Below are 24,010 nucleotides of genomic sequence, written 5' to 3'. Positions count from 1 at the left end.
ACCCATGGCCAGGCAACTTGATCAACAGTTAGCGAACGATCGGGGCTACGGAGGACGCGCGTGGGTCCCGGATAACGGCTGCCGCTTCCCGCTGGTGGAGCCGGGAGCCGGCGGCGTACACGTGGTCGAACCGATCCGCGCCCAACGTCTGACGAATCTGGGCCCTCAGCTCGGCCTCGCCCCGCCGCAGCATCGGCCACGCCCGCAGGCCGGCCCGCCGACGCGGGCCCTCGGCCGCCCCTGCCAGCAGCGCCGCCTTCTCGGGGTCGCCCTCCACGAACGCCAACCGGGCGAACGCGATCAGGCATATGGACACATTGTGGGTACTGTGGGTCGCCAAGCTCAGGGCCAGCCCCTCATCCAGCAGCGCCGAGGCCTCGTCCAGCCGGCCCCGAAGGGCGGCCAAGGCGCCCAACTGCACCCGGGAGCAGGCGGCGAGCCAGGTGTTGTCGAATCGCTCTGCCAGGTCGCGCATCTCGCGGAGGTGGCGCAGGGCATCGTCGTAGCGGCCGACGGTCGTCTCCGCGACGCCGGCGGTGAACGCGGCCAGGGCGGTCAAAAACGGCTCGTCCTGGCTGTGGAGCCGCTCCAGGCTCGCCGTCGCCTCGAGGAGGAGATTGTCGAAGTCGCCGACGATCGGCGAAGTCCACGCGATGGCCAGCTGGCAGACCGCGTGGAGGTAGGGATCCTCGACCCCGTCGAGCAGCGGCGCCAGGTGCTGGCCGGCCGCCAGCGCCGCCCGGTCGTCACCCATGTCGCTGGCGGTCACCGCCGCCGTCCACATCAGCTCGGCGCGGGCCTGTGGGTTCAGGGAGTCGGCGGAGGGCACGAGTTGATCGACCCAGGATCGGGCTTCGCCCAGATGGTCCCGCAGGAACAAGAAGGGCCACAGGACCCGGAACAGGTGCGGCAGCGGCGCGGGATCGTGGGCCAGGTACCAGCGCACGGCGGCGGCCAGGTTGCCCGCCTCGGACTCCAGCCGCTCGGTCCACTCGTACTGACCGACGCCCCGCAACGGCCGGTCCGCCTGCTCGGCCAGCGCCCGGTAGTGCTCGGCGTGGCGGCGCCCGACTTCGGCGACGTCGGGCCGGGCCTTCAGCCGTTCGGCCACGAACTCGCGGACGGTCTCGAGCATCCGCGATCGGGGGCCGAGCCCGGTGCGGTCAAGCTGGATCAGGCTGTGGCGGGCCAGCGTCTCGGCCAACGCAAGCGCCCGTTCCTCGTCGAGCCCGGCCACCTGGGCGGCGGCCTCGGTGGTCCAGCCGTCGACGAATACGGCCATGATCTCCAGCAGCGACCGCTCGGCATCGTCGAGCAGGCCCATGCTCCAGTCGACCGTTGCCCGCAGGGTGCGCTGGCGCTCGGGCATATCCACCATGCCCGGCCCCAGTGCATCAAGCGACCGCCCCAGCCTGCGCAGGAGCGCGGCGGGTTCCAGCACCCGGGTGCGGGCGGCAGCCAGCTCAATGGCCAACGGCAGGCCCTCCAAGCGCTGGCAGATCCCCACCACCGCCGTGGCGTTGCCCTCGGTGAGGGCGAAGTCGTAGCGCACGGCGCGGGCTCGATCCACGAACAGCGCCACCGCTGGCGACGACGACATCAGCCCTTCGACCGGTACCGTGCTGGGATCAGCCGGCAACGGCAGCGGGGGCACCGGGTATTCTCTCTCGGCCCGCAGCCGCAGCACGGTCAGGCTGGTGGCCAGGATCGTAACGCCGTGGCAGCGAGCCAGCAGGTCGTTGAGTTCAGTGGCGGCGTCGGTGACCTGCTCCAGGTTGTCAAGGATGAGCAGCCACCGGCCGTCGCCGAACTGCTCGACCAAGGCATCCAGTGGCGCGTTCGTTCCCGCCATGTCGGCCCCTACCGCCCGGCCGATGCCGGCCATGACCAGGTCGGGCTGGCTTATCGCCGCCAGGGGGACGAACGCGGTGCCCGAGTCGAAGCGGTCACGCAGGCGCTCGCCCACGGCTACCGCCAGCCGGGTCTTGCCTATCCCGCCCGGGCCGGTCAGCGTTACCAGCCGCACGTCTGGCCGCCCCGTCAAGTTGGCTACCTCGCTGATGGCCTGATCCCGTCCGACCAGCGAAGTCGTGCCCGCGGGCAGCGGACGCGGGCCGCGCGGGGTCGCCGACCGCGCCGGTACCGATGCAGGTTCCGCTGCCGAGGGGCGGGTGGCGGCGAACCGTTCGCTCAGCAGCATCGCGAGGTCGTCGCGCACCAGCCGGCCGAGCTCACCGGGCGTGCGGAAGGCTCGGTACGAGACCGTGGCCTCCTGCCTGATGCGGTCGAGCAGGTCGGTGAGTCGGTGCTCACGATCGGGCGCCGGTGTCTTGACGTACAGCAGCCGAGGCAACGCGCGAGACAGCTCGAACTCGTCCTCCAGACCCGAGATCGTCATGCCTGCGCCGATCCACCCGTAGCGCTGCCAGTACAGCCCGATGAAGGCATCGCTCTGCGCAAGATATGCCCGGTACAGGTCGCGGGGAGGATGCGGCCGCGCCCCGGACTCGAACATCACCGGCGTGAGCCTGAGCGTCGAGATGGCGCGAGAGACGGCCTGTCGCTCATCAGCCAGCTCATCCAGCGTAGAACTCACGAACACCCGGAGATGCTGGTCGGGAGTCCGGATGATGCTGTCACCCGGCGGCCTTACCACCGCGTCATCGCGAGCAGACATGCCAGTCCTTCCCCCTCAGAGCTGTTACCGCGCAGCGAGCAGGCCGCGCAGCCGTTCGAGGGGGCCACGGCGGAGCAAGTGGGTCGCGACGATGTGACCTGACGCGCCGGACAACCCGGGTCCGGGGTGGGTCGCGGCCCCTATGTGCCAGAGCCGCTCGACCGGTGTCTGGTGGCCCGGGTGGGGCGGTATCGGCCGCCAGAGCAGGAACTGGTCGAGGGTGCAGGCGCCGGAGTACGGGTCGCCGTGCACCAGATTGGGGTTCTCCCGCTCCAGGTCGGCGGGGCTGAGTACCGCGCGGGTCAGCACCGCCCGGTCGAGGTTGGTCACCTGCTCGCCGAGCTGGGCCAACACCCGGTCGGCGTAGGCCTCGGTCAGCTGCGGCGTCCACGTGCCGTCGCCTACATCGATCTCACCGGCGGCGTCGGCGCTCGGCCGGTACGGGGTCTCCAGCAGCTGGATCCACAGCACGGCGGCGCCGTCGGGCGCCCGGGACGGATCGAGCACGGTGGGCTGTCCCGCCGCGATCGACGGCCGTGCGGGCAACACGTCGCGGCCCGCCTCGCCGACGGCCTTGCGCACCCCGTCCAGGCCCGGCGTCACATGTACCAGGGGCACGCTGTCGAGCCTGCTGTCGCGCCAGCGCAGCGGTTCGCGCAGCGCCGCGTGGATCTGCATGTCGCTGCGTCCCCACCGGTAGCGGCGGGCGGCGTCGCGTACCACTGCCGGCAGCTCGGCGTTGCGCAGCAGGTCGAGGTAGAGCGCCTGGGGCGTGGTGCTGGCCAGTACCGCGTGCCGCGCGCCGTAGCGCGTACCATCGGCTGTCACAGCGGCCACCGCCCGGCCGGAACGCACCACGATCCGATCCACGGTGGCGCCGGTGTGCAGCTCACCCCCGTTGTCACGCACGATCGACGCGAGCGCCTCCACCAGCGTGACACCACCACCAACCGGCACCGGTATGCCACCCTGCACCGTCGCCGACGCGATCACCTTGAGCATGAACGCCGAGCCGGCGTCGTCCGGCCCCATGCCGTTGTGGTTGATCCACGGCGCGAACAGTGCACGGGCCTGCTCGCTGCGGAAGGTCCGCTGCAGCCAGGCGGTGGCCGGCTCAAGAGCCGACTCCATGAACGCCAATGTCCCACTGGCCCTCATGGACAACAGCGCGCGCAGCCCGAGCCGGACACCCGCCGTCGACCATAGTTCAGTGCCCAGCGCCCCGAACGCGAGCTTGGACCGAGCGCCGAACTCGCCCATCTCCCGCCGCCACACCGCGCCGTCACCGTCGGCATGCCGGTCCAGCTCGGCGGTCAGGGCATCCTCGTCGGTGCTCAAAACAGCGGTCGCCCCGTCGGTCATCACGACGCCGGTCGGGGTGGCGGTGTTGCGGTAGGCCAGACCACGCCGGTCCAGGTCGTCCTTGAGTCGCGGGTACGCCGGCCCGCCGACGAACAGCGGATGCCAGCATGAGAAGACCTCGTGCCGGTACCCCGGCGCGGTGAGTTCGGCGGTCCGGATCGCACCGCCGAGCACTGCGTTTCCCTCGAGTACCACGACATCCCAACCGGCACGGCTGAGCATCGCCGCCGCGACCAGCCCGTTGATCCCGCTGCCAATGACGACCGCGTCGCAGATCCGCACGACGGGAAGCTACCCACTGACGGCTGATCTACCCACGAACCCGACGGGACCGTGACGTGCTGCGGGCTCGCGGTCAGGTTGGAGTCCGTCCGCCCGTCGGTTGCGAGTGCGACTCGGCCCCGTGTCCGCCCTAGCCGTGGTTTCGATCGCCTTGACCATCGTCACCGCGGCAGGCTTGGCGCTCTTCGCGCGCCTGCCGCTGGTTTCGGCTGCCGGCTTCCTCGCCTATCTCATGTTGACGGCCGTGAGCTTGAGGCAGTTGTACAAGTCTGCTGACTTGGAGGACACCAGCGTCGCGTCAGTTGTCGCCTCCATCAACGCGTTTCTGGCCTGGTGGCTGATCGGGCCGATCGGTCTCGCATTGAACATCGCCTGGGTGATCGAGGCGTCCAGTGGCAAGCTACCCGGCGACGCGTACTTCAGAACCACATGGGTGATCTGCGGCGTCCTCTTCTTCTTCGCCATGTTGCATACTCGATCACCGGCTGACGCGATCCAAGCCCAGAACTCCAGACAAGGAGAGCTGAGCTTCCTCACCTTGCCGCAGTCGGTTCGACCGTGCACACCGCCTATCGCAGAAGCTACTGATGGCACCTCCGTCGCGTGGGGCGCCTACGACCGCACGCTGCGGCTGTGCGAGCTGAACTGGGACTTCACCCCAGGTTCGGTCGGACAGGCCCCTCGAGCCGCTACGATGCGGCGGTGACCTTGCCGAGCCCGGCCGACCAGCGCGGCCTGCTCGGGCTCGCGCGAAGCTCGGCGATCGCGGGCGGCGCCGTCGTCGCCAACGGCCTGCTCAGCGCCGCCGTCCTGGCCGTGTGCGCGGCGATGGGCCAGACGGCGCAGATCGCCGCGTACACCGTCGTCACCTCAGCCCTGGCGTTCGTGCAGATCGGCCTCGCCGGCGGTTCGGCGATGCTGTACCTCAACGGCACCGAGCCGCAGCGGGCCCTCGTCCGCGCCCAGTGGACCCTGGTCGTCGTGCCCGGCCTGCTCCTCGGCGCCGTAGCGGTCGGCGCGTTCTACGCCGGGCGGGGGTACGACCCGTCCGCCCTCGCCGCCGCGGGCGTGGTCGCGCTCGGCAACGCCCTCGCGCAGCTGCAGATCGCCGACTTCACCCGCCGGATGCGCTTTCTCGCCAACGCCCTGCTGCAGTGCGGCAGCAAGGCGGCGTCCCTGCTGCTGGTCGTCGCCGGCGTGCCCCTGACGGTCGCGCTCGCGGTCGCCGGCCTGGCCCAGCTCGCGGCGGGCGAGCTCGTCCTCGGCAAGGACGGCTCCCTGCGCCGCCAGATTTTTCCGCGGTACTCGATGCTGCGGGACGTCGCCGCGGCCTATCGAGCCGGTGGCCCGTTGTTCGGGTACGCGGCCGGCGACCTGTACGTGGCCCGCGCCGGCACGGTGGCCCTCTCGCTGGTCGCCGGCCCGGCGGTCATGGGCTCCTTCGGCGCGGTCGCCGCCGCGTACCAGGCCATCGGCGGCGTCGTGCAGTCCGCCCTGCAGGTCCCGATGATCGCCCGAGCCCGCGCCCGGCTCGGTATCGGCTACTCCCACCACCCGGCGTGGTTCGCCGTCGCGGTCGCCCTGGCCTGCGCGGTCCCGATGGCCGCCGTCGTGTCCGTCCTCGCGCCGGTGCTGACCCGCACCGTGCTGTCCCTGCCGCACCCGGGCGCGGCCGGCTGGCTGGCGCTGTTCATGCTCGCCCTGCCGTTCATGGCGGTCACCCGCGCGCTGCTGTTCGACTGGATCGGCGACGCGCACTACGGCCGCGCCACCCGCGCGTTCGCCCTGCTCGCCGCGGTGCTCACGGTCTGCGTCGCGGTCGGCGTGCCCGCCTTCGGCGCCGCCGGCGCGGCCGAGGCCACCGCGGCCGCCGAGGCGCTCACCCTCGCCGTGCTCCTCGTCGCCCGGGCTCGGCGGGTTTGACCTGAAGCGCGGTTGAGGTCGCAGGATGCCGGAATGGCACAGACACTGCGGGCATTGGTGATCGGCGCGACCGGCAACGTGGGCCGGCCGGCCGTGGAGCTGCTGGCGGAGCGGGGCGCCGAGGTGCGCGGGCTGTCCCGCGCGGTCGGCGACGTGCGCGACCCCTGGGTGCTCGCGCGGGCCCTCGACGGCGTGGACGCGGTCCTGCTGATCTGGCCGTTCCAGTCCGCCGCGGGCATCGGCGACATCGCCGCGGCGATCGGCGGGCGACCGGTCGCCTACGTGTCCTCCCTCGCCGTCCGCGACGACCGGCCGCCGGCCGAGAGCGGCGTCTGGGGTGAGGTGGAGGCGGCGCTGCGCCGCCACGGCGACGCGTGGACGTTCCTGCGGGCGAGCGGGTTCGCCGCCAACACCCGGCAGTGGGCGGCGGACATCCGCGCCGGCGGCACGGTCCGCGTGCCGTACCCGCAGGCGGCCCGCTCGCTCATCCACGAGCGCGACATCGCCGCCGTCGCCGCGCACGTGCTGACAGCACGTACGCCCGGCCACGCCGGCCGGGCGTACGCGTTGACCGGCCCGGCCGCGATCACCCAGGCCGAGCAGATCCGCACCCTCGGCTCGGCCGCCGGTCGCGACGTGACGGTCGAGGCGGCCACGCACGAGGAGGCCCTCGCCCAGGCGAGCTGGGCCGGCGACGGCGCCGAGGAGGTACTGCGCCACTGGGCGTCCATGGCCGAGACCCCCGAGCCGGTCACGGGCGAGGTGGAGCGCCTCACCGGCGCGCCCGCCCGGCCGTTCGCGGACTGGGCCGAGGAGCACGCCGCGGAGTTCCGGGGTCACTAGCATCGGCGCGTTGGGACACAACATCACCGCCCTGATCCTGCCCGCCCCCTGCGACGAGGAGGCGGCGAGCGCCGTCGACGAGTTCGACGAGGCCGGGCTGGGGCGGCACCGCCAGACACCGGAGGAGATCGAGCGCTACGCCGACATCTGCGAGGAGCTCGGCCTCTGACGCGCTCGTCGTCGGCCGGCGGGCGCGGCATCACCGCGCCGCCGCGGTAACGCGCTGCAACAAACCTGCAAACGCGCGGCCTTGTCGCCAGGAAAACGCTTTCCTTACAATCGTGTTCCGTCGATATGTGCCGGTCCGTGGCCCGCCTGCCCGGGAACGCGCTTTCCTCAAGCGTGTCGGCGCATGCTGCCCCAGGAGGTTCCATGACATCCCAGCTCCGAGCCCGGCTGCGCGCGCGCCGGTGGCTGGTCGCGGCCGCCGCCGCGGCCCTGGCCGTGGGCGTGGTGACCGCAACGCAGGCCGCGTTCGCCGACACCGCCTTCAGCGCCAACTTCGAGGACGGGTCCACCAGCGCCTGGTCGAAGTCCGGCGGCACCTGGACCGTCGTCACCGACGGCAGCAAGGTGCTGCAGCAGTCCAACGCCACGACCAACAACGCCCGCTTCTTCGCCGGCGACAGCAACTGGACCGACTACACGGTCCAAGCCCGGGTCAAGCCGCTCTCGCTCGGCTCCGGCGGCTTCGCCGGCCTGCTCGCCCGGGCCGGCGGCGCCACCACGTTCTACCGGCTCGCGCTGCTGCCCGGCAACGCGGTGCAGCTGCAGGCCGTGAACGGCGGCTCCGTCACCGTCCTGGCCAGCGCCTCGCGCACGGTGGCGACCGGCACGTGGTACACCCTGTCGCTCACCGTCAAGGGCACCCAGATCAGCGCCGCGGTCGACGGCACCGCGGTCGGCTCGGGCACCAGCAGCGTCGTGGCCAAGGGGCGCATCGGGCTGCAGACGGCGTACTCGACCGCCGGCTTCGACGACGTCGTCGTCACCACGGGCGGGACGAGCCCGACGCCGTCGGCGACCACCGGCGGGCCTTCGCCGTCCGCGTCGGCCTCGCCGACCCGCTCGGCCTCGGCCTCCGCCAGCCCGTCGCCGTCCAACAGCCAGCCGCCGTCCTCGACGCTGTACGTGTCGCCGAGCGGCAGCGCGAGCGCGCCGGGCACGCAGTCCAGCCCGACCACGCTCGCGTCGGCGATCACCCGCGTCACCGCCGGCGGGACCATCTACCTGCGCGGCGGCACCTACGCGCAGTCGAGCACGATCACCATCGCGCCCGGCAACAACGGCACGTCGGGGGCGACGAAGACACTCATGGCGTACCCCGGCGAAACCCCGGTGCTGAACTTCTCCGCGCAGACCGAGGACCCCGCCAACCGCGGCCTCGCCGTCAACGGCAACTACTGGCACCTGTACGGCATCGTCGTGGAGCGCGCCGGCGACAACGGCATCTTCGTCGGCGGCAGCAACAACGTCATCGAGCGCACGATCACGCGGTACAACCGCGACAGCGGCCTGCAGCTCTCGCGCATCGCCTCCGACACGCCGCAGAGCCAGTGGCCGTCGAACAACCTCATCCTCAGCGCCGAGTCGCACGACAACGCCGACGCCGACGGCGAGGACGCGGACGGCTTCGCGGCCAAGCTCACCGTCGGCAACGGCAATGTGTTCCGTTACGCCGTGTCGCACAACAACATCGACGACGGCTGGGACCTGTACACCAAGACCGACACCGGCCCGATCGGCCCGGTCACGATCGAGGACTCGCTGTCCTACAACAACGGCACCCTGAGCAACGGCACGGTCAACAGCAACGGCGACCGCAATGGCTACAAGCTCGGCGGCGAGGACATCTCCGTCAATCACGTGATCCGCCGCAACATCGCCTTCGACAACGGCAAGCACGGGTTCACGTACAACCGCAACCTCGGCACGATGACGATCTCCAACAACCTGAGCATCGACAACACCGAGCGCAACTTCTCCTTCGACGGCGGCTCGTCGGTGTTCCGCAACAACACGTCGTGCCGCTCCGGCAGCGGCTCCAACGACAAGACCGTCGGCGACGCCGACAGCTCCAACCAGTTCTACGCCGGCACCAACGGCTCCCGCTGCGCGAACTACTCGGGCGCCCTGTCCTGGTCGTTCGCCTCGGACGGCCGCCTGGTGGTCACTCTGGGTGGCCGGGCGGTAACCCTGTAACCTCGCCGGCCTGCGGGCCGGGGCGCGCCGTCGCCCCGGCCCGCGCGCCGTAGAGGCCGAGCAGCGCGTACAGCACCAGGTAGATCGCGAGGCTGCTCACGAACGAGTTGAACGGCCACACCCGCTGCCGGTCGGCCGGGCCGACGCCCACGCAGGCGACCACCAGCACCCAGACCGCCGGCACCGCGTAGAGCCCGGCGAGCGGCGCGCCGAGCAGCCGTGCCGCCACCGGCGCGGCGATCGCGACGACGACCGGGACGCTGGCGATCGCCAGCAGCACGCCCTCCAGGTCCGCCAGGCAGGCGAGGTCGCTGCCACACGGCCCGTCGCCGACCGGGTGGAGCCACAGGATCAGCGCGGCGACCACGACCGCGGCGACACCCGCGACGATGCCGACGGCGAGCCCGCGCAGCGCGCCCCACGGGTACCCGTTCATGGCATCGCACTATCCCACGATGCGAGCGCCGCCGCTGTCCCGGAAGCTTGTCAAGCTTTATCGGTCAAGAGTGAGGACCGTTACCAATAGCCGGGCGGCGGAAGATCGCGGGGGAGCGATGCCTTGTCATTGGTCGTGGCCGAGACCCTGACGACGAACCCGCCCGTTGCCGAGCGTTCACCCGGCGAGCTCCTGCCGGTCGGGCGCCGGTTCCGGCTCGTGCTCCTGCTCGGCTTCCTGACCGCGCTCGGGCCGCTCACCATCGACATGTACCTGCCGTCGCTACCGACGATCACCGCCGACCTGCACGCCTCGGCGGCGGCCGTCCAGCTGACGCTGACCGGCACCCTCGCCGGGCTGGCGGTGGGGCAGCTGATCGTCGGGCCGCTCTCCGACGCGCTCGGCCGCCGGCTGCCGCTGCTGGCCGGCATCGGCGTGCACGTGCTCGCCTCGGCGCTGTGCGTGTTCGCGCCCGGCCTGGCCGCGCTCGGCACGCTGCGTGTCCTGCAGGGCCTCGGCGCCGCGGCCGCGTCCGTCGTCGCGATGGCCGTCGTGCGGGACCTGTTCAGCGGGCTCGCCGCGGCACGCCTGTTCTCCCGGCTGATGCTCGTCGTCGGCGTGGCCCCGATCCTCGCGCCGACGATCGGCGGGCAGGTGCTGCGCCTGACCCAGTGGCGCGGCGTGTTCGTGGTGCTGTGCGCGGCCGGCCTGGCGATCCTCGTGGCGACCGCGGTCGCGCTGCCGGAGACCCTGCCGGGCAACCGGCGCCGCTCCGGCGGGCTGGGCGGCACCGTCCGCGACTACGGGCGGCTGTTCACCGACCGCGTCTACGTCGGGCTGATCCTCGTCTCCGGCCTGGCGATGGCCGCGCTCATCGCCTACGTGAGCGGCTCGAGCTTCGTGTTCCAGGACGAGTTCGGCATGAGCCAGCAGCAGTTCGCCGTCGTCTTCGCGGGCGGCGCGGTCGGCCTGATCGGCGCCACCCAGCTCAACGTGCGGCTGCTGCGCCGCTTCACCCCGCAGCGCATCCTCTCCGGCGCGCTGCTGGCCGGCGTCGTCGCCGGCGCGGTGATGCTCGTGCTCGCCTCGACACACACCGGCGGCCTGGCCGGCGTGCTCGTGCCGCTCTGGACGGTCCTGGCCATGGTCGGCCTGGCCATGCCGAACGCGCCGGCGATCGCCCTGTCCCGCCACGGCGAGGCCGCCGGCACCGCCGCCGCGCTGCTCGGCGCTGTGCAGTTCGGCGTGGGCGCCCTCGCCGCGCCGCTGGTCGGCGTGCTCGGCGTGGGCGCCGTCGCCATGGCGATCGTGGTCTTCGGCGGCATGGCCGCCGCGAGCCTGGCGCTGTGGCTGGTCGTGCGGCCCCGCCGCCTGCCGGTCGAGGCCGTCGAGCCCGCGGTCGCCGTCGCGCACTGACCGCCCGCCGGGCGGCTGGGTCAGGCCGCCCGGTAGGTGGTGACGACGACCTGCCCGTCGAGCAGCCGGGAACCCTCGGCGCGCAGGTCGAGCCGCGCTTCGGGCCGGCCGAAGAGCGGCCGGCCGCCGCCGAGGACGACCGGGTGCACCGCGATGTGGTACTCGTCGATGAGCCCGTGCTCGGTGAGCGCCGCGGCCAGGCCCGCCCCGCCGGTGAGCAGCAGGTCGGCGCCCGGTGCGGCCTTGAGCGCGCCGACCTCGGCGGCCAGGTCGTCGCGGATGACCCGCTCGGTCCACTCGTCGCCGGCGTAGGTCCGGGAGAACACGATCTTCGGCGTGGCCCGCCAGAACGGCGCGAACGCCTTCGTGTGCGGGTCGTCGGAGATCGACTCGGCGTCGGGCCAGAAGCCGACCATCATCTCCCACACCGGCCGGCCGAACAGCAGCGTGTCGACCCGCTCGTCGAGCGACTCGGAGTACGCCGACAGCTCCGGCCCCATGTGCGGCCAGTCGAACTCCCCGTTGGGCCCGTCGATGAACCCGTCGACCGACGTGTGCACCCAGTAGATGATCTTTCGCATGTCCGGCCCCTCGCGGCTCGTCTTTGCCCGGTGGTCGGAGCCGCGGCGGGCCGCTCGACATCCGGCGCCTAGAATTTCGCCGTGGCATCCGTGCGGGTGGAGACGATCGTCGCGGCGCCGGCCGGCGAGGTCTGGGCGGCGATCGCGGACGTCGGTGCGGTACACCGGCGGCTCCTGCCCGGCCGGGTGCTCGACGCCCGTCTCGAGGGTGACGTCCGCATCCTGACGATGCCCGACGGCACCGAGGTGCGCGAGCTCATCGTCGCGATCGACCCCGCCGAGCGCCGGATGGCCTACTCGGTCCAGGGCCCGGGCCGCCTCGCGCTCGAGCACCACCACGCCGCGTTCCAGGTTTTCGACCACGACGGCGGCCGGTCGCGCCTCGTCTGGACCACCGACGTGCTGCCGCACGACCGCGAGACAGCGGTCCGCGCCCGGGTCTCGCGCGGCATCGAGGAAATGCGCGCAACCCTCGAGTCCCGGCGCGCGTTCTCCGGATAAGTCGGACGCTGGCGCGCCACGACTTATCCGATTTATCCGTCGGCAGGCGATAAATCCGGACCAATGCCGCAGGGCCGCCCTTGGCGCGGCGGTTTCAGGGTCGGCCGGCGTTTTGTTTCCGTGATCATGCGTCTTCCGGGCCGTCGGAGGCCGGTTCTGCACCAACGCGGAAACAAACCGCACAAGGGGGTACGTTTTGTTTCCGCGATCATGGAAAGCGGCCCCGTGGATGCGTCGAAACACATGATCACGGAAACAAAACGCCGCAGACGGCCCGGAGTGCGCCGAGCGGCATTCGTCAGACATTTCCCAGGTCAACGGATCGATCAGTGTCCCGTGTCACAATATGTAGTGTCGCTACCTAGGTGAAGGGCAGCATCGATCCATGACCAGATCTGTCGCGGGGCTCATCGCGGGGCGGTGGGTGAAGTACGTCTTCGTGGTCTTCTGGCTGGCCGTCATCGCGCTGGCCCTGCCGCTGTCGCAGAAGCTCACGGACGCCGAGAAGAACGACAACAAGTCGTGGCTGCCGGGGGCGGCCGAGTCGGTGCAGGTCCTCGACGTCCAGTCGAGCTTCAGCTCACCGAACACGATCCCGGCGGTCATCGTCTACGAGCGCGAGGCCGGGCTCAGCGGGCCCGACAAGGACAAGCTCGACGCCGACGCCGAGGCCTTCGCCAACCTGCCCGACATCGACGGCAAGGTCTCCGCGCCGCAGATCAGCGGCGACAACAAGGCCGCGCAGATCATCGTGCCGATCAACCTCGGCAGCGACGGCTGGAACAAGGCCGGCGACTACGCCGAAAAGCTGCGCTCGACCGCCGAGTCCGGCGCCAACGGCATGAGCGTGCACATCTCCGGCCCGCTGGGCACCGCCGCCGACTCGAGCAAGGCCTTCGCCGGCATCGACACCAACCTGCTGGCCAGCACCGTGGTCGTGGTCGTCGTGATCCTGCTGGTGACGTACCGCAGCCCCCTGCTGTGGCTGCTGCCCGTCATCTCATCGGGCGTGGCGCTGCTCGCCGCGCAGGCCGTGATCTACCTGCTCGCCAGGCACGCCGGCCTGGTCGTCAACGCCCAGAGCGCCGGCATCCTGACCGTGCTCGTGTTCGGCGCCGGCACCGACTACGCGCTGCTGCTCATCGCGCGCTACCGCGAGGAGCTGCGCCGCCACGCCGACCGGCACGAGGCCATGACCGAAGCGCTGCACCGCGGCGGCCCGGCGATCGTGGCCAGCGGCGCCACCGTCGTGCTCGGCATGCTGTGCCTGTTCTTCGCCGAGACCAACGCGACGAAGGGCCTCGGCCCGGTCGCCGCGATCGGCATCGCGGTCGGCCTGGCCGTCATGCTCACCCTCCTGCCGGTGCTGCTCACCATCTGCGGCCGCTGGATCTTCTGGCCGCTGCGCCCGAAGGTCGGCTCGCCGGAGCCGACGACGACCGGCCTGTGGGCCCGCATCGGCGCGCGCATCGGCCGCCGCCCGCGCTCGGTGTGGGTCGCCACCGCCCTCATCCTGGGCGTGGCCACCATCGGCATCGTCCAGCTCGGCGCGACCGGCCTCACCAACAAGGAGTCGTTCCGCGGCACGCAGGACTCGGTCGTCGGCGAGGAGGTCCTGGCCCGGCACGGCGCCGCGGCCGCCGGCACCCCGGTCGTGATCATCGGCGCCGCCACGAAGTCCGAGGAGATCCGCGCCGCGGCCGCCGGCACCGAGGGCCTCGACCCCAAGACCGTCACCGCGATCCCGCCGGTCGGCGGCCACGCGTACGTCAACGCCTACCTCGTCGACGAGGCCGACAGCCCGGCCGCGTACGCGACGATCGACCGCCTCCGCGACCGCGTCCACGCCATACCGGGCGCCGAGGCGAAGGTCGGCGGCACCACGGCGATCAACCTGGACGTCCAGCGCGCCGCCGGCCGCGACCGCGACGTCATCATCCCGGTCGTCCTGGCCGTGGTACTGCTCATCCTCATCCTGCTGCTGCGCTCGATCGTCGCACCGCTCATCCTCATCGCGACGGTCGTGCTCTCCTTCGGCGCCGCGATGGGCATCAGCGCCCTGGTGTTCCGCCACGTCTTCGGCTTCCACGGCGCGGACACCTCGTTCCCGCTGTTCGTGTTCGTGTTCCTGGTGGCGCTGGGTATCGACTACAACATCTTCCTGATGACCCGGGTCCGCGAGGAGTCCACACGCCACGGCACCCGCCGCGCGGCACTGGTCGGCCTGGCCGCGACGGGCGGCGTCATCACCAGCGCCGGCCTCGTCCTGGCCGGCACCTTCGCCGTCCTGGCGACGCTCCCGCTGACCGCCTTCGCCGAGATCGGCTTCGCGGTCGCGTTCGGCGTCCTGCTCGACACGATCATCGTGCGCTCGGTCCTGGTCACCGCCCTGAACCTGGACGTCGGCCGCCGCATGTGGTGGCCGAGCCGCCTGGCCAGGGTCGAGGACGAGCCCGTCGAGGACAAGGAGCTCGCCGCCGCGACAACTTCATAGGGACTCGGGTCCGCCCAACTGACGACCGTAGTTCCCACCAGACACCGCTGCGGGCCTGGCGGCCCTCCGCTGCCAGGTCCGCGGTGCCAAGACCTTACGGCAGCGCCGGTCCTCGATGACGTCGGTTATGGGCCGTCACGGCTCGCCATCGGCCGGCGCCGGGGTGAACCCGGGCGTGGGTGACGGCAGGCCGGGGATGGTGGCGTTGCCGCAGAGCAGCGCGACCAGGAACTGCAGCAGCCCGACGTCCGTGTCGCCGTCGCCGCCGTCCGGGAAGTGCACGCGGACGGACGGGGTCGGCGACGCGACCACGTACGCCAGCGTCGTCGTGCCGCCGGCCGTGGCCACCGGCAACGTCGCGTCGGAGTCCAGGCGCAGGAACCCCCTCGCGGAGGCGGGGCGCAACGGGGCCGGAGCGGTCAGCGTCACCAGCGAGCCGAACGTGCCGAGGCCGTAGTGCTCGAGCAGCCAGCGGTACTCGGCCGGCGGCTCCGCCCCGGCGGCGGACCAGTCGACCGGCGCGGGGCGGGAGGCCGGAGGCGGAGCCCAGGCCAGCAGGCGCTCGCCCAGCCCGGCGCCGTACTCGACGCAGACCTCGACGAACACCGGCACGTCGTCGCCGTCGGCGCGCACGGTCACGCTGACCACCCAGTGGCCGGCCCGCAGGCGCACGGCGTCGCCGTAGCCGAGGTGGGGGACCACGTCCAACGGACCGGCGGGCGGGAGGTCCAGGGCGGCGGCGATCGAGACGGCGGCCTCGTCGGCGCCGGCGTAGAGGCGGCGCTGGGCCTCCTCGAACTCGTCGTCGGGCAGGTCGAACAGGTCGCAGCGGCAGCCGAACGAGTCCGAGTACACCGCGAACGAGGCCCGCGCCGGCTCGCACATCACCGTCGCCGAGAGCTCGCCCAGCGCCGCTCGCAGCGCGGTCTCATCGGGCGGGTCCAGCAGCAGCGCGACCCGGTCGATCGCGGCCCGCAGCGGCGCGACATCGATCATGCGGCAATCATAGTGACGAATGGACTCGCGGGCGGTCCCATCCGGACGGCGGCAGCTGCGGCACCGGCCAGGACGGGTCGGGGCGGAAGTCCAGCCACGTGCCGTCGAACGGGAAGCGGCGGGCCTCCACGTCGGCGGCGACGCGCTCGCCCTCGGCGCGGATCCCGGCGGCCTGCTCGGCATTCCAGTAGGCGGGGTGCCCGATCCGCTCGACGTACTCGCCCTCGTCCTTCCACCGCCAGGCCCGGTCGGGCGGCACCACGATGTCGAGGGCGTGGTCGAACGTGTCGACGCCGGCCGGCGCGCCCGGGCCGTCGCTCCAGCGGGCCGGCGCGGCCTCGAGGTTGACGTACCACCGATCGAGCTCGAACTCCGGCGTGAACATCCACCACACCGAGTGTGCGCGGCCGGGGCGGAACAGGTGCAGCACGTGCCGCCCGGTCCACGTCAGCGGGGCCAGCCGCCACGCCACCGTGTCCCGCTCGCGGAATGGGACGGCCCGCCGGTCGCGGCCGTCGGCGGTGCGGCGGAACAGGCCCGTCGTGCCGATCGGCCGCCAGGTCAGCAGGCCGCGCTCGTCGTCGGACACCACCCGCTGCGGCAGCACGAGGACCAGGGTCCCGTCGCCGCGGAAGTCGCGGTAGAGCACCTCATCCGTCACGCCACCGGAGGCTAGGCGGCCGGGTCCGAGTTGTCGATCGTGGCGCCGAGGGCGGCCAGGCGCAGCGTCTCGTCGCGGCGGCGGACCCACCACAGGCCGGCAGTAAACACGGCCAGGGGCAGCAGCGCCAGGGCGAGCCACTGTATTGGCACGAGCGGGATCGCGTGGCCCATGTTGGCGTTGGACACCGCCCAGCCGGCCAGGCCGCGGTCGACGAGAAGGACGACGGTGGCGACCGGCAGTGCCGCGACCACGAGCCGGCGGCGGATGCGGCCGGGCACGGTGAGCACGGCGACGGCGAGCGCGACCAGCGATAGGCCAAAGGCGCCGAGCATCAGGCTGAGCGACAGCCCGGACGCCGATTCGATCGTGAAGCCGGACGGGCCGCCTGTGCCGATGAGGTCGCCGGGGGAGAACACGTACCTGGTGCCGCCCACCGGCAGGGGGTCGCGGGGCGACGTGCTCCCGGCGATCGCGACGGCATCCAACACGGCGAACGCGACGAGGACCGTGGCGAGGCGGCGACGGCCGAACGCCGACCACACCGAGCGCGCGACGGCGCCGGTCAGCGCGACGGCGCCGGTCAGCGCGAGCGCCGGGCGCCACAGGCCGTCGATGACCTGTACGGGTGCCGAATCATAGAGACGGATCAATGGAGCGGCCTCGGCGAGGAGTGCGGCCCAGCCGAGCACCGCCGCGATCCGGCGCAGACCGGACAGGGCGGCGGCCGCGACAAGCGCCCAGGCGGCGGCCTGCGCGCTGAAGGAGTTCGACTCCAGGTGCGGCCGCAGCAGCGGCACCCGTTCGGCGAGCAGCAGCAGCGCTGCGAGGGGTCCGATCAGGGCGCACGCGTCGGCCCAGCCGGTGTCGAAGAACCCGCCGCGCGGCGCGCGCAGCAGGCGAAGCCGCAGGCCGTGGAAGACGAGGTTGGCGGCGTCGCCGAGGCGGGGCCGGCGCTGATTCGGCGCGGCATCGGCGAGCATCGTGGTGAGCATGTCGGGGCCGTGCGCGCGGCGGTAAGCCGCCGGGTAGACGCGCAGCAGGCGCCGGTAGCGGGCCTCCAGCGGCGTGGTCATGCCGACAGCTCCGCTTCGCTCCGTGCCGCTCATGCCGATACCTTCGCTTCGCTCCGTGCCGCTCATGCGGCACCGCCCTCGGCGAGCAGGCCGCTGCGGCGCAGGCGGCGGCCCGCGGTGTTGGCGGCGGCGCGGCGCCGGTCGGCCTCCGCGGCCAGCTGCCGGGCGCCGGCGGCGGTGAGCCGGTAGTAGCGGCGCAGGCGGGACTGGACGATCTCCTCGCGCTCGACCTCGATGAGGCCGGCCTCGACGAGCTCTGCGAGCACCGCGTAGAGGGTGCCGGCCCGCAGGCGCACGGCTCCGGCGGACTGCTGCTCGACGTCCTTCATGATCCCGTACCCATGCGTGGGCTCGGCGGCCAGCGCCGACAGGATCAGGAACGCGGACTCCTTGAGGGGCATGCCCCGACCATATACCGAAATCCGATATATGGCCAGGGCAGTCACATCGACGTCTAGCGGCAGTTGAAGAAGAACAGCTCCCAGGAGCGGACCACGGTGGCGTCGGTGTGGATGACGTCGCTCGTGCGGCCGCCGCCGCCCACCGCCGTCACCCAGTGCCCGTCGATGGTCTGGATGCCGAAGCCGTCGCCGCCGAAACGGACCACGTTGAACTTCTCCCAGGCCTGCAGGCGCGTGGCGTCGGAGTGGATCGTGTCGGTGGTGCGCCCGCCGCCGCCGACCGCGGTCAGGAAGTTGCCGGTGAGGGTCCGGATGCCGACGTGTACCCCGTCGCCGGCGTCGACGAGCGTGAACGTCTCCCACGAACTGGCCACGGTGGCGTTGCTGTGGATGACGTCGCTGGTGCGCCCGCCGCCCCCGACCGCGGTCAGGAAGTTGCGGGTGTTGACGGTCTGGATGGAGCAGGTCGCCGGGGTGGCGAAGAACGGCGCCGCCGAGGCGGGCGCGGACAGGCCCACCACGCCGGCGGCGGCGAGGGCGAGCCCGGCCACCACGCTGAATGCGCGTCGCATGTGCATGACTTTTTCTCCCTGGAGTGACAGCGAAGCGGCCCCCGCGTGATCGGGGGCCGCACCCACTACGGCGTTCCAGGGCGTTCCGCACCGGTGGAACGGTCGGGGAGCCGACTCTCAGGTCAGGCGCACGCGCTGCAGCACGACGGTGCCGAACCACTCGCAGCGCTGCTCGATGAGCTCGTCGTAGCCGGATCGGGTGCAGCCGCGCACGGCCGGGTCGCCGGGAAGCGGAGCGCCGCGGTCGTCGAAGAGCATGTGGCCGAACTCGTGGCCGATGATCTGGGCGCGCCGCAGCGGCGGCGCGGTCTCGTCGACGAAGACGTAGTCGGCGTTCTCGCCCATCACCCACAGCCCGTGGGGGCCCTCGGCCGGCATCCGGTAGGGCCGGACGTCGATCGGGCGGCCGCGGCGGGCCTCCACGCGGGCGTGCAGGTCGGCGAGCGTGAACGAGCCGGGCAGGCCGAGGTCGTCCAGGACCGCCCCGGCCTCGCGGACCAGGGTCAGCACCAGCGCGTCGTCGCTGTACCGGGACATGTCCTGCCTCAGTCGGGAACGTCTTCCTCGCCGGCCGCCCGGAGGCGTTGCGCCGCCTCCAGCCTGGCCACCTCGTCGATGATGCGGATGACCGCGGCCGCGCCCTGCGGTGACAGCTGCCGCTCGACCATGCGCAGCATGACCTGCGAGACGCCGGGCTGGCGCAGCGCGGCCGCGAGGGCGGCGCTGTGCTCGTCGGGCGCGGCCGGCTCGCGGTCGGCGCCGCTGACGAAGTGGTCGATCGGCACCCCGAAGAAGCGGGCCAGGGCCTCCATCTCCGAGCAGCGCGGGTCGCTGGCCAGGCCGGAGCGCAGCTTGTTGAGGTGGGTGTGCGACAGCCCGCACGCGGCGGCGACGTGCCGCACGCTGTAGGGCTTGCCCGTCACGGGGCTGCACACGGTGCGGAACAGCTGATCGAGCCGCTCCGCGAACGTGGCCATGGCCAGAGGCTAGCATGGGACATCATCGATGCGGGGGGACATCTTGGCGCGCATCCGGCCCGGCCGGCGCGAGCTCGGCGCCAGGGGGCTGGCGATGATCCTGATCAGCGCCTCCGGCCCGCTGACCGTGCTCGTCGGCGGGCTCGTGACCACGTTCGCGGTGAGCGGCAACGTCGGCACGCCGCTGGCCTACCCGGTGCTGGCCGCCGTCCTCGGGCTCTTCTCCGTCGGCTACGCGGCGATGAGCCGCCGGGTGCGCAGTGCCGGGGGCTTCTACCCGTACGTGGCGCTGGGGCTGGGCCGCGGGTGGGGCGTCGCCGCGTCGTTCGTGGCCGTCGTGTCGTACAGCACGGTGCAGACGGCGCTCTACGGGCTGTTCGGCGCCCTGCTGCGCGCCTACGCCGCCGAGCGCCTGGGGCTGGCGCTGCCGTGGTGGGTGTGGTCCGCCGTCGCGCTGCTGGCGGTCGGTGCGCTCGGGCTGTACGGCATCGACCTCAACGCCAAGGTCCTGGCCGCTCTGCTGGCGCTGGAGATCGGCGCGGTGCTGCTCTTCGACGCCGCCGCGCTGACCCACCCGGCCGGCGGCGCGGCGAGCCTCGCCGGGCTGGAGCCGCGGCAGCTGCTGCAGCCGGGCATCGGCGTCGTGTTCGCCTTCGCGGTGACGGGCTACCTCGGCTTCGAGCAGGGCGCGGTGTACAGCGAGGAGACCCGCGGCGACAGCGGCACCGTCGCCCGCGCCACCTACCTGGCGCTCATCGTCACCGGCGGGCTGTACACCCTCACGGCCTGGGCGATGACCGTCGGCGCCGGCCCGGCCGACGTGGTGGCCCTGGCCCGCGACCCGGGCGCAGGGATGCCGTTCGCGATCATCGACGCCGCGTTCGGCGCGGTGCCGGCCGCGGTCGCCAACTCGCTGCTCGTCACCAGCGTGTTCGCGTGCATGCTGAGCATCCACAACTGCGTGGCCCGCTACGCGTTCGCGATGTCCCGCGACCGGCTGCTGCCCGGCCGGCTCGCCCGCACCGGCCGCCGATACGCCGCGCCGATCACCGGCTCGCTCGCGCAGAGCGGCGCGTCGGCGGTGTCGGTGGTGGTGTTCGCGGTCCTCGGCCTGGACCCGGTGCTCAACCTGTTCGCCTGGCTGTCGTACCTCAGCGCGCTCGGCGTCCTGACGCTGCTCGCGCTCACCTCGGCGGCCGTGATCGGCTTCTTCGCCCGCCGGCCCGGCGCGTCGCGGTGGCGGACCCGCTACGCGCCGGCGCTGGCGATCGCCGGCGTGGCCCCGATCGTGGCCGTCACCGTCGTCAACGCCGGCACGGTGCTCGGCGCCGGCCGCGGCTCGCCGGACGCCTGGGTGCTCACCGGCCTGCTCACGCTCAGCGCCGTCGCCGGGTTCCTCTACGCGCCGCTGTTCCGCCGCTCCAACCCGGCCGCCTACGCGGGCGTCGGCGCCAACGCCCTGCGCGCCGCGAGCGCCGGCGCGCCGCTGGTCCTGGCCGGGGGCGGCCCGCCGGGCGTGCCCGACGCGGTGCCGCGGGCGTCGGCGTGGCGCCGGCCGGGGCACCGGCTGCACGCGCTGTACACGGTCGCCCGGCTCTGGCCGCTGTGGCGCCGCGTGCGGGCGGCGGTGCCCGAGATCGAGCTCCTGCCGCGGTACCGCGGTCCGGCCGCCCTGCGGTCCCTCGCCCGGCACGCACCGCTCGCCGCCCTGCGCATGCCGGTCGAGATCCTCGACGCCTACGCGGTGCTGGCACCCTGGGCGCCGCCGCAGGCGTGGCTCGTGGCCCGCGCCGAGGCGCAGCGGCGGTGCCGGCCCGCCGACCGGGACGTCCAGGTCGAGGCGGCGGTCCTCGCGGTGGCCCTGCGCGCGCGGCGCGGCCCGGGCGTGGCCCCGCCGGCCGAGCGCTCCGCCGAGCCGCTGCTGGCGGCCGACCTTCCGCCTTCGGCGACGATCCCGCATCTGGTACTCGTGGGTCGCGCCCTGCGCCGCTCGCCCGTCGTGCGGGCCACCCTGCGCGGGGTCGCGCCCGAGCCGGCCCGGTAGCGCTATGCAGCCGCGCCCGCCGCTCTTCGCCGAGTACTTCCTGCTGGCGCACGACGGGTACTCGGGCCGGCCGCACATCGACGCCGCCCTGCTCGGCGCCGGCGTCGCGGGCGCCCTGCTGGGCGAGCTCGCCCTCGCCGGGCACATCCGCCTCGGCGACGGCGCCGTGCGCGTCACCGGCACGCCGCCCGACCCGGTCGGGGCGTCCACGGCAGACACCCTGCGCGGCGCCGAGCACGGCGCCGAACGCTGGATCGAGCTGCTGGCCTCGGCGGCGTACGCCATGGTCGGCGACGACCTCGTCCGCGCCGGCGTGGTGCGCCGGCCCCCGCCGCGGCGCCTCGAGCGGCTGGCCGGGCGCACCGGCCTCGCCGCGGCCCGCCCGCGTTACGTCGCCGCGGACGCGCTCGCCGCGGCCGCGCCCCGGATCCTGCTGCGCCACGCGGCCGACCTCACCGGCGCCGTCGGCGGGTTCCCGATCCGCGTCGACGAGCGCACCCGTGCCCTCGCCGCGCTCGCCGTGGCCACCGGCCTGGAGCCGGTCGTCGCCGACGCGGCGAACCGGGCCGCGCTGGGCCGCCTGCGAGCGATGGCGGCCGCGGTGACCGGCGACGCGCACACCGTCGCCGAGGCGGTCGGCGCCGCGGCGGCGCGCATCGCGCTCACCCCGCGCCGCGGCACCTGACCGTGAGCACGACCTTGGCAATCCAGTGTTACAACCTTCGGTATGCGTGGAAACACCCGTTGACATCAATGTGCTGAACGACAAGGATGGTGCGAAGGGGGGAACGGCAGCGGCCGCAGGCCCGCAGCTGAAGCGGACAAACGGGTTTGCGGTCACTGCCGATTCACTCCCGGCGATAGGCTGAGCCGGTGATCGCACGCGTATGGCAGGGATGGGCGGCCCGCGGCGCGGACGCCGAGGCCTATCAGCGGCACTACGAGACCGAGGTCAGCGACCACCTGGGCCGGGTGCCCGGGTTCCGTGGGGCGCGCCTGCTGCGCCTCGACGACGGCGACGAGGTGCGCTTCACCTCGATCACCTACTTCGCGAGCATGGCCGACGTGCGCGGGTTCGCCGGGGACGATCCCGGCGCCGCCGTCGTCGAGGACGCCGCCCGGCGGGTGCTCACGCGCTGGGACGAGCGGGTTGCGCATCATGACGTCGCGGTCCAGGTCTCCGGCGGTACGGTCGAGGCATGATCCGCAAACGGGTGCTCGTCTCCGGGCGGGTGCAGGGGGTGTACTTCCGCGACACGTGCCGGCGCGTCGCCGAGGCGCGCGGCGTCGCCGGCTGGGTGCGCAATCTGCCCGACGGGCGGGTCGAGGCGGTGTTCGAGGGCGGCGACGAGCCGGTCGGCGCGCTCGTCACCTGGGCGGGTGAGGGGCCCGAGTGGGCGCAGGTGACCGGGGTGGCGGTGCACGACGAGCCGGCCGAGGGCATCACCGGCTTCAGAATCCGATGAGCTGCTCCGCGCCGAGCAGGGCGCGCAGGCGGGCCAGGCCGCGGGCGCTCTGCGTCTTGACCGTCGCCTCCGACACGCCGAGCAGGTCGGCGACCGCCTCGATGCTCTGGTCCTCCCAGTAGCGCAGCACCAGGATCGCCCGGTCCCGCGGCGGGATGCGCCGCAGCGCCTCCAGCAGCGTCACCCGCAGCTCCGGCTGGCCGCCCGGCGCCGGCCGGTCCGCCGGCCGCTCCACGACCACCTCGCGGCTGCTGGCCCGGCGCTGATGGTCGAGGAACACCCGCAGGAGCACCTTGCGCGCGTAGGCGTCCGGGCTCTCCCGGCGCTGGATGTGCCCCCAATGCACGAACAGCCGCGCGAGGGCCGTCTGGGTGAAGTCCTGCGCGAGGTGCCAGTCGTGGCACAGCAGGAACGCCGTGCGCCGCAGCCGGGCGGCCGCGGCGCGGGCGTACTCGGTGAACTCCTCCTCATCGGCGCGCGTCATCCGATCGCCGCCAGCCGGGGGAAGCGGCCGGCGCCGGCCGCCTCGACGGCGGGGTCGATGCGCAGCCCCCACCGCGGGTCGCTCGCCACCGCGGTGGCCTGCGCGACGCTCAGCGCCTGCGGCGCCGGGCGGTTCTGCTCGCCGTCCCACGCCAGGCAGGAGGCGATGTCGACCTGCACCTGGGTGCCGTCCGGGTGGCGCACCTCCACGACGGTGCGCTGCACGCAGTTGTCCTCGATCTGCAGGACCAGCACGCGGTAGCCGCCCGGCAGGTCCGTCGGGCCGTGCACCTCGAAACCGGGCTCGCTCTGCCCGATGAACATCGGCTCGTGCGGCGCGACGCGCGCCACGCTCACCCGCAGCATGCCCGGGCCGGCGCCGGCGTCGAGGTACACCTGCACCATCGGCTGCGCGGGGTCGGCCGCGTAGCCGCTGGTCGCCCCCAGCGGCAGCAGCGCCAGCAGCAGCTGCAGCAGCCCGGCCGGGGTGGCGCGCACCCGCCCGTCGGCGCTCGCGACCGGCGGCGGCGAGCCGCCGGACGCCGGCCCGGCGACCGGGACCGGCCCCGGCCGCAGCAGCGCGCCGGCGGCGGCGCGCGCGCCGATCACCGCCACGG

General features: G+C 73.2%; 25 protein-coding genes. 12 read left to right on the top strand and 13 right to left on the bottom strand.

Annotated features, from left to right (window positions below; translation table 11 throughout):
• Window positions 1–28: 28 nt before the first annotated feature.
• Together ABD901_RS50755 and ABD901_RS50750 are read right to left on the bottom strand one after the other, a co-directional pair.
• Window positions 29–2,677 (bottom strand): DUF4062 domain-containing protein, encoded by a 2,649-nt coding sequence (locus ABD901_RS50755; RefSeq protein WP_345140870.1) that lies wholly within the window; start codon window positions 2,675–2,677, stop codon window positions 29–31.
• A 24-nt stretch (window positions 2,678–2,701) separates the two neighbouring features.
• A complete protein-coding gene (locus ABD901_RS50750; protein ID WP_345140867.1) occupies window positions 2,702–4,321 on the bottom strand; it encodes a phytoene desaturase family protein in 1,620 nt (539 codons plus the stop codon).
• A gap of 151 nt (window positions 4,322–4,472) precedes the next feature.
• On the opposite strand from ABD901_RS50750, the gene ABD901_RS50745 reads away from it, so the two are divergent.
• The 5 genes from ABD901_RS50745 to ABD901_RS50725 all read left to right on the top strand — a co-directional run bounded on the left by ABD901_RS50745 (window position 4,473) and on the right by ABD901_RS50725 (window position 9,289).
• Window positions 4,473–5,027 (top strand): hypothetical protein, encoded by a 555-nt coding sequence (locus ABD901_RS50745; RefSeq protein WP_345140864.1) that lies wholly within the window; start codon window positions 4,473–4,475, stop codon window positions 5,025–5,027.
• Window positions 5,024–6,244 carry a hypothetical protein gene (locus tag ABD901_RS50740; protein ID WP_345140861.1) on the top strand — a complete coding sequence of 407 codons (1,221 nt, stop codon included), beginning with the start codon at window positions 5,024–5,026 and terminating at the stop codon, window positions 6,242–6,244. Before ABD901_RS50745 ends, ABD901_RS50740 begins: the two co-directional genes overlap by 4 nt.
• Window positions 6,245–6,277: 33 nt before the next feature.
• Complete coding sequence (locus tag ABD901_RS50735) at window positions 6,278–7,087, top strand: SDR family oxidoreductase (protein ID WP_345140858.1); 810 nt, start codon at window positions 6,278–6,280, stop codon at window positions 7,085–7,087.
• 10 nt (window positions 7,088–7,097) lie between these two features.
• Window positions 7,098–7,256: an SGNH/GDSL hydrolase family protein gene (locus ABD901_RS50730; protein WP_345140856.1), complete on the top strand. Its 159-nt coding sequence runs from the start codon at window positions 7,098–7,100 to the stop codon at window positions 7,254–7,256.
• Window positions 7,257–7,459: 203 nt separating this feature from the next.
• Complete coding sequence (locus ABD901_RS50725; protein ID WP_345140853.1) at window positions 7,460–9,289, top strand: 3-keto-alpha-glucoside-1,2-lyase-like domain-containing protein; 1,830 nt, start codon at window positions 7,460–7,462, stop codon at window positions 9,287–9,289.
• Here the strand turns inward: ABD901_RS50725 and ABD901_RS50720 are convergent.
• A complete protein-coding gene (locus ABD901_RS50720; protein WP_345140850.1) occupies window positions 9,258–9,725 on the bottom strand; it encodes a hypothetical protein in 468 nt (155 codons plus the stop codon). The genes ABD901_RS50725 and ABD901_RS50720 overlap by 32 nt on opposite strands.
• A 135-nt stretch (window positions 9,726–9,860) precedes the next feature.
• Here ABD901_RS50720 and ABD901_RS50715 point away from each other — a divergent pair, with 135 nt between their 5' ends.
• Window positions 9,861–11,141 (top strand): multidrug effflux MFS transporter, encoded by a 1,281-nt coding sequence (locus ABD901_RS50715; RefSeq protein WP_380139629.1) that lies wholly within the window; start codon window positions 9,861–9,863, stop codon window positions 11,139–11,141.
• 20 nt (window positions 11,142–11,161) lie between these two features.
• Here ABD901_RS50715 and ABD901_RS50710 read toward each other — a convergent pair whose 3' ends face one another.
• On the bottom strand, window positions 11,162–11,722 hold the full coding sequence (locus ABD901_RS50710; RefSeq protein WP_345140843.1) for a dihydrofolate reductase family protein: 561 nt from the start codon (window positions 11,720–11,722) through the stop codon (window positions 11,162–11,164).
• A gap of 81 nt (window positions 11,723–11,803) precedes the next feature.
• On the opposite strand from ABD901_RS50710, the gene ABD901_RS50705 reads away from it, so the two are divergent.
• Entirely contained in the window at window positions 11,804–12,223 is a 420-nt protein-coding gene (locus tag ABD901_RS50705; protein WP_345140840.1) for an SRPBCC family protein, read from the top strand.
• A 385-nt stretch (window positions 12,224–12,608) separates the two neighbouring features.
• Window positions 12,609–14,717 carry an MMPL family transporter gene (locus ABD901_RS50700; RefSeq protein WP_345140837.1) on the top strand — a complete coding sequence of 703 codons (2,109 nt, stop codon included), beginning with the start codon at window positions 12,609–12,611 and terminating at the stop codon, window positions 14,715–14,717.
• Between the two features lie 135 nt (window positions 14,718–14,852).
• Here ABD901_RS50700 and ABD901_RS50695 read toward each other — a convergent pair whose 3' ends face one another.
• The 7 genes from ABD901_RS50695 to ABD901_RS50665 form a co-directional block, all read right to left on the bottom strand.
• On the bottom strand, window positions 14,853–15,713 hold the full coding sequence (locus ABD901_RS50695) for a hypothetical protein (protein ID WP_345140834.1): 861 nt from the start codon (window positions 15,711–15,713) through the stop codon (window positions 14,853–14,855).
• A 7-nt stretch (window positions 15,714–15,720) separates the two neighbouring features.
• Window positions 15,721–16,374 carry a ribonuclease FAU-1 family protein gene (locus ABD901_RS50690; protein ID WP_345140831.1) on the bottom strand — a complete coding sequence of 218 codons (654 nt, stop codon included), beginning with the start codon at window positions 16,372–16,374 and terminating at the stop codon, window positions 15,721–15,723.
• A gap of 11 nt (window positions 16,375–16,385) precedes the next feature.
• Complete coding sequence (locus ABD901_RS50685; protein ID WP_345140828.1) at window positions 16,386–17,450, bottom strand: hypothetical protein; 1,065 nt, start codon at window positions 17,448–17,450, stop codon at window positions 16,386–16,388.
• Between the two features lie 62 nt (window positions 17,451–17,512).
• A complete protein-coding gene (locus tag ABD901_RS50680) occupies window positions 17,513–17,851 on the bottom strand; it encodes a PadR family transcriptional regulator (RefSeq protein ID WP_345140825.1) in 339 nt (112 codons plus the stop codon).
• A 53-nt stretch (window positions 17,852–17,904) separates the two neighbouring features.
• Window positions 17,905–18,423, bottom strand: a complete 519-nt coding sequence (locus ABD901_RS50675) for a fascin domain-containing protein (RefSeq protein ID WP_345140822.1) — start codon at window positions 18,421–18,423, stop codon at window positions 17,905–17,907.
• 117 nt (window positions 18,424–18,540) lie between these two features.
• A complete protein-coding gene (locus ABD901_RS50670; RefSeq protein WP_345140819.1) occupies window positions 18,541–18,960 on the bottom strand; it encodes a M78 family metallopeptidase domain-containing protein in 420 nt (139 codons plus the stop codon).
• Window positions 18,961–18,968: 8 nt separating this feature from the next.
• Complete coding sequence (locus tag ABD901_RS50665) at window positions 18,969–19,400, bottom strand: hypothetical protein (protein ID WP_345140816.1); 432 nt, start codon at window positions 19,398–19,400, stop codon at window positions 18,969–18,971.
• A gap of 28 nt (window positions 19,401–19,428) precedes the next feature.
• On the opposite strand from ABD901_RS50665, the gene ABD901_RS50660 reads away from it, so the two are divergent.
• The 4 genes from ABD901_RS50660 to ABD901_RS50645 all read left to right on the top strand — a co-directional run bounded on the left by ABD901_RS50660 (window position 19,429) and on the right by ABD901_RS50645 (window position 22,910).
• Window positions 19,429–21,444 carry a DUF6545 domain-containing protein gene (locus ABD901_RS50660; RefSeq protein ID WP_345140812.1) on the top strand — a complete coding sequence of 672 codons (2,016 nt, stop codon included), beginning with the start codon at window positions 19,429–19,431 and terminating at the stop codon, window positions 21,442–21,444.
• Between the two features lie 4 nt (window positions 21,445–21,448).
• Window positions 21,449–22,129, top strand: coding sequence for a GOLPH3/VPS74 family protein (locus ABD901_RS50655; RefSeq protein WP_345140809.1), 681 nt, complete (start codon window positions 21,449–21,451; stop codon window positions 22,127–22,129).
• A 188-nt stretch (window positions 22,130–22,317) separates the two neighbouring features.
• Entirely contained in the window at window positions 22,318–22,647 is a 330-nt protein-coding gene (locus ABD901_RS50650; RefSeq protein WP_345140806.1) for an antibiotic biosynthesis monooxygenase family protein, read from the top strand.
• A complete protein-coding gene (locus ABD901_RS50645) occupies window positions 22,644–22,910 on the top strand; it encodes an acylphosphatase (RefSeq protein ID WP_345140801.1) in 267 nt (88 codons plus the stop codon). The genes ABD901_RS50650 and ABD901_RS50645 overlap by 4 nt, the downstream gene beginning before the upstream one ends.
• Here ABD901_RS50645 and ABD901_RS50640 read toward each other — a convergent pair.
• Window positions 22,897–23,394, bottom strand: a complete 498-nt coding sequence (locus ABD901_RS50640; protein WP_345140798.1) for a SigE family RNA polymerase sigma factor — start codon at window positions 23,392–23,394, stop codon at window positions 22,897–22,899. The genes ABD901_RS50645 and ABD901_RS50640 overlap by 14 nt on opposite strands.
• A partial coding sequence (locus ABD901_RS50635; RefSeq protein WP_345140795.1) for a hypothetical protein occupies window positions 23,391–24,010 on the bottom strand: 620 nt, incomplete at its 5' end. The genes ABD901_RS50640 and ABD901_RS50635, both read right to left, overlap by 4 nt.

The sequence above is a fragment of the Dactylosporangium darangshiense genome (assembly GCF_039537565.1).
Taxonomy (GTDB): Bacteria; Actinomycetota; Actinomycetes; order Mycobacteriales; family Micromonosporaceae; genus Dactylosporangium; species Dactylosporangium darangshiense.
The sequence above is the reverse complement of the archived record's forward strand: the minus strand, read 5'-3'. Positions and strand labels throughout refer to the sequence as shown.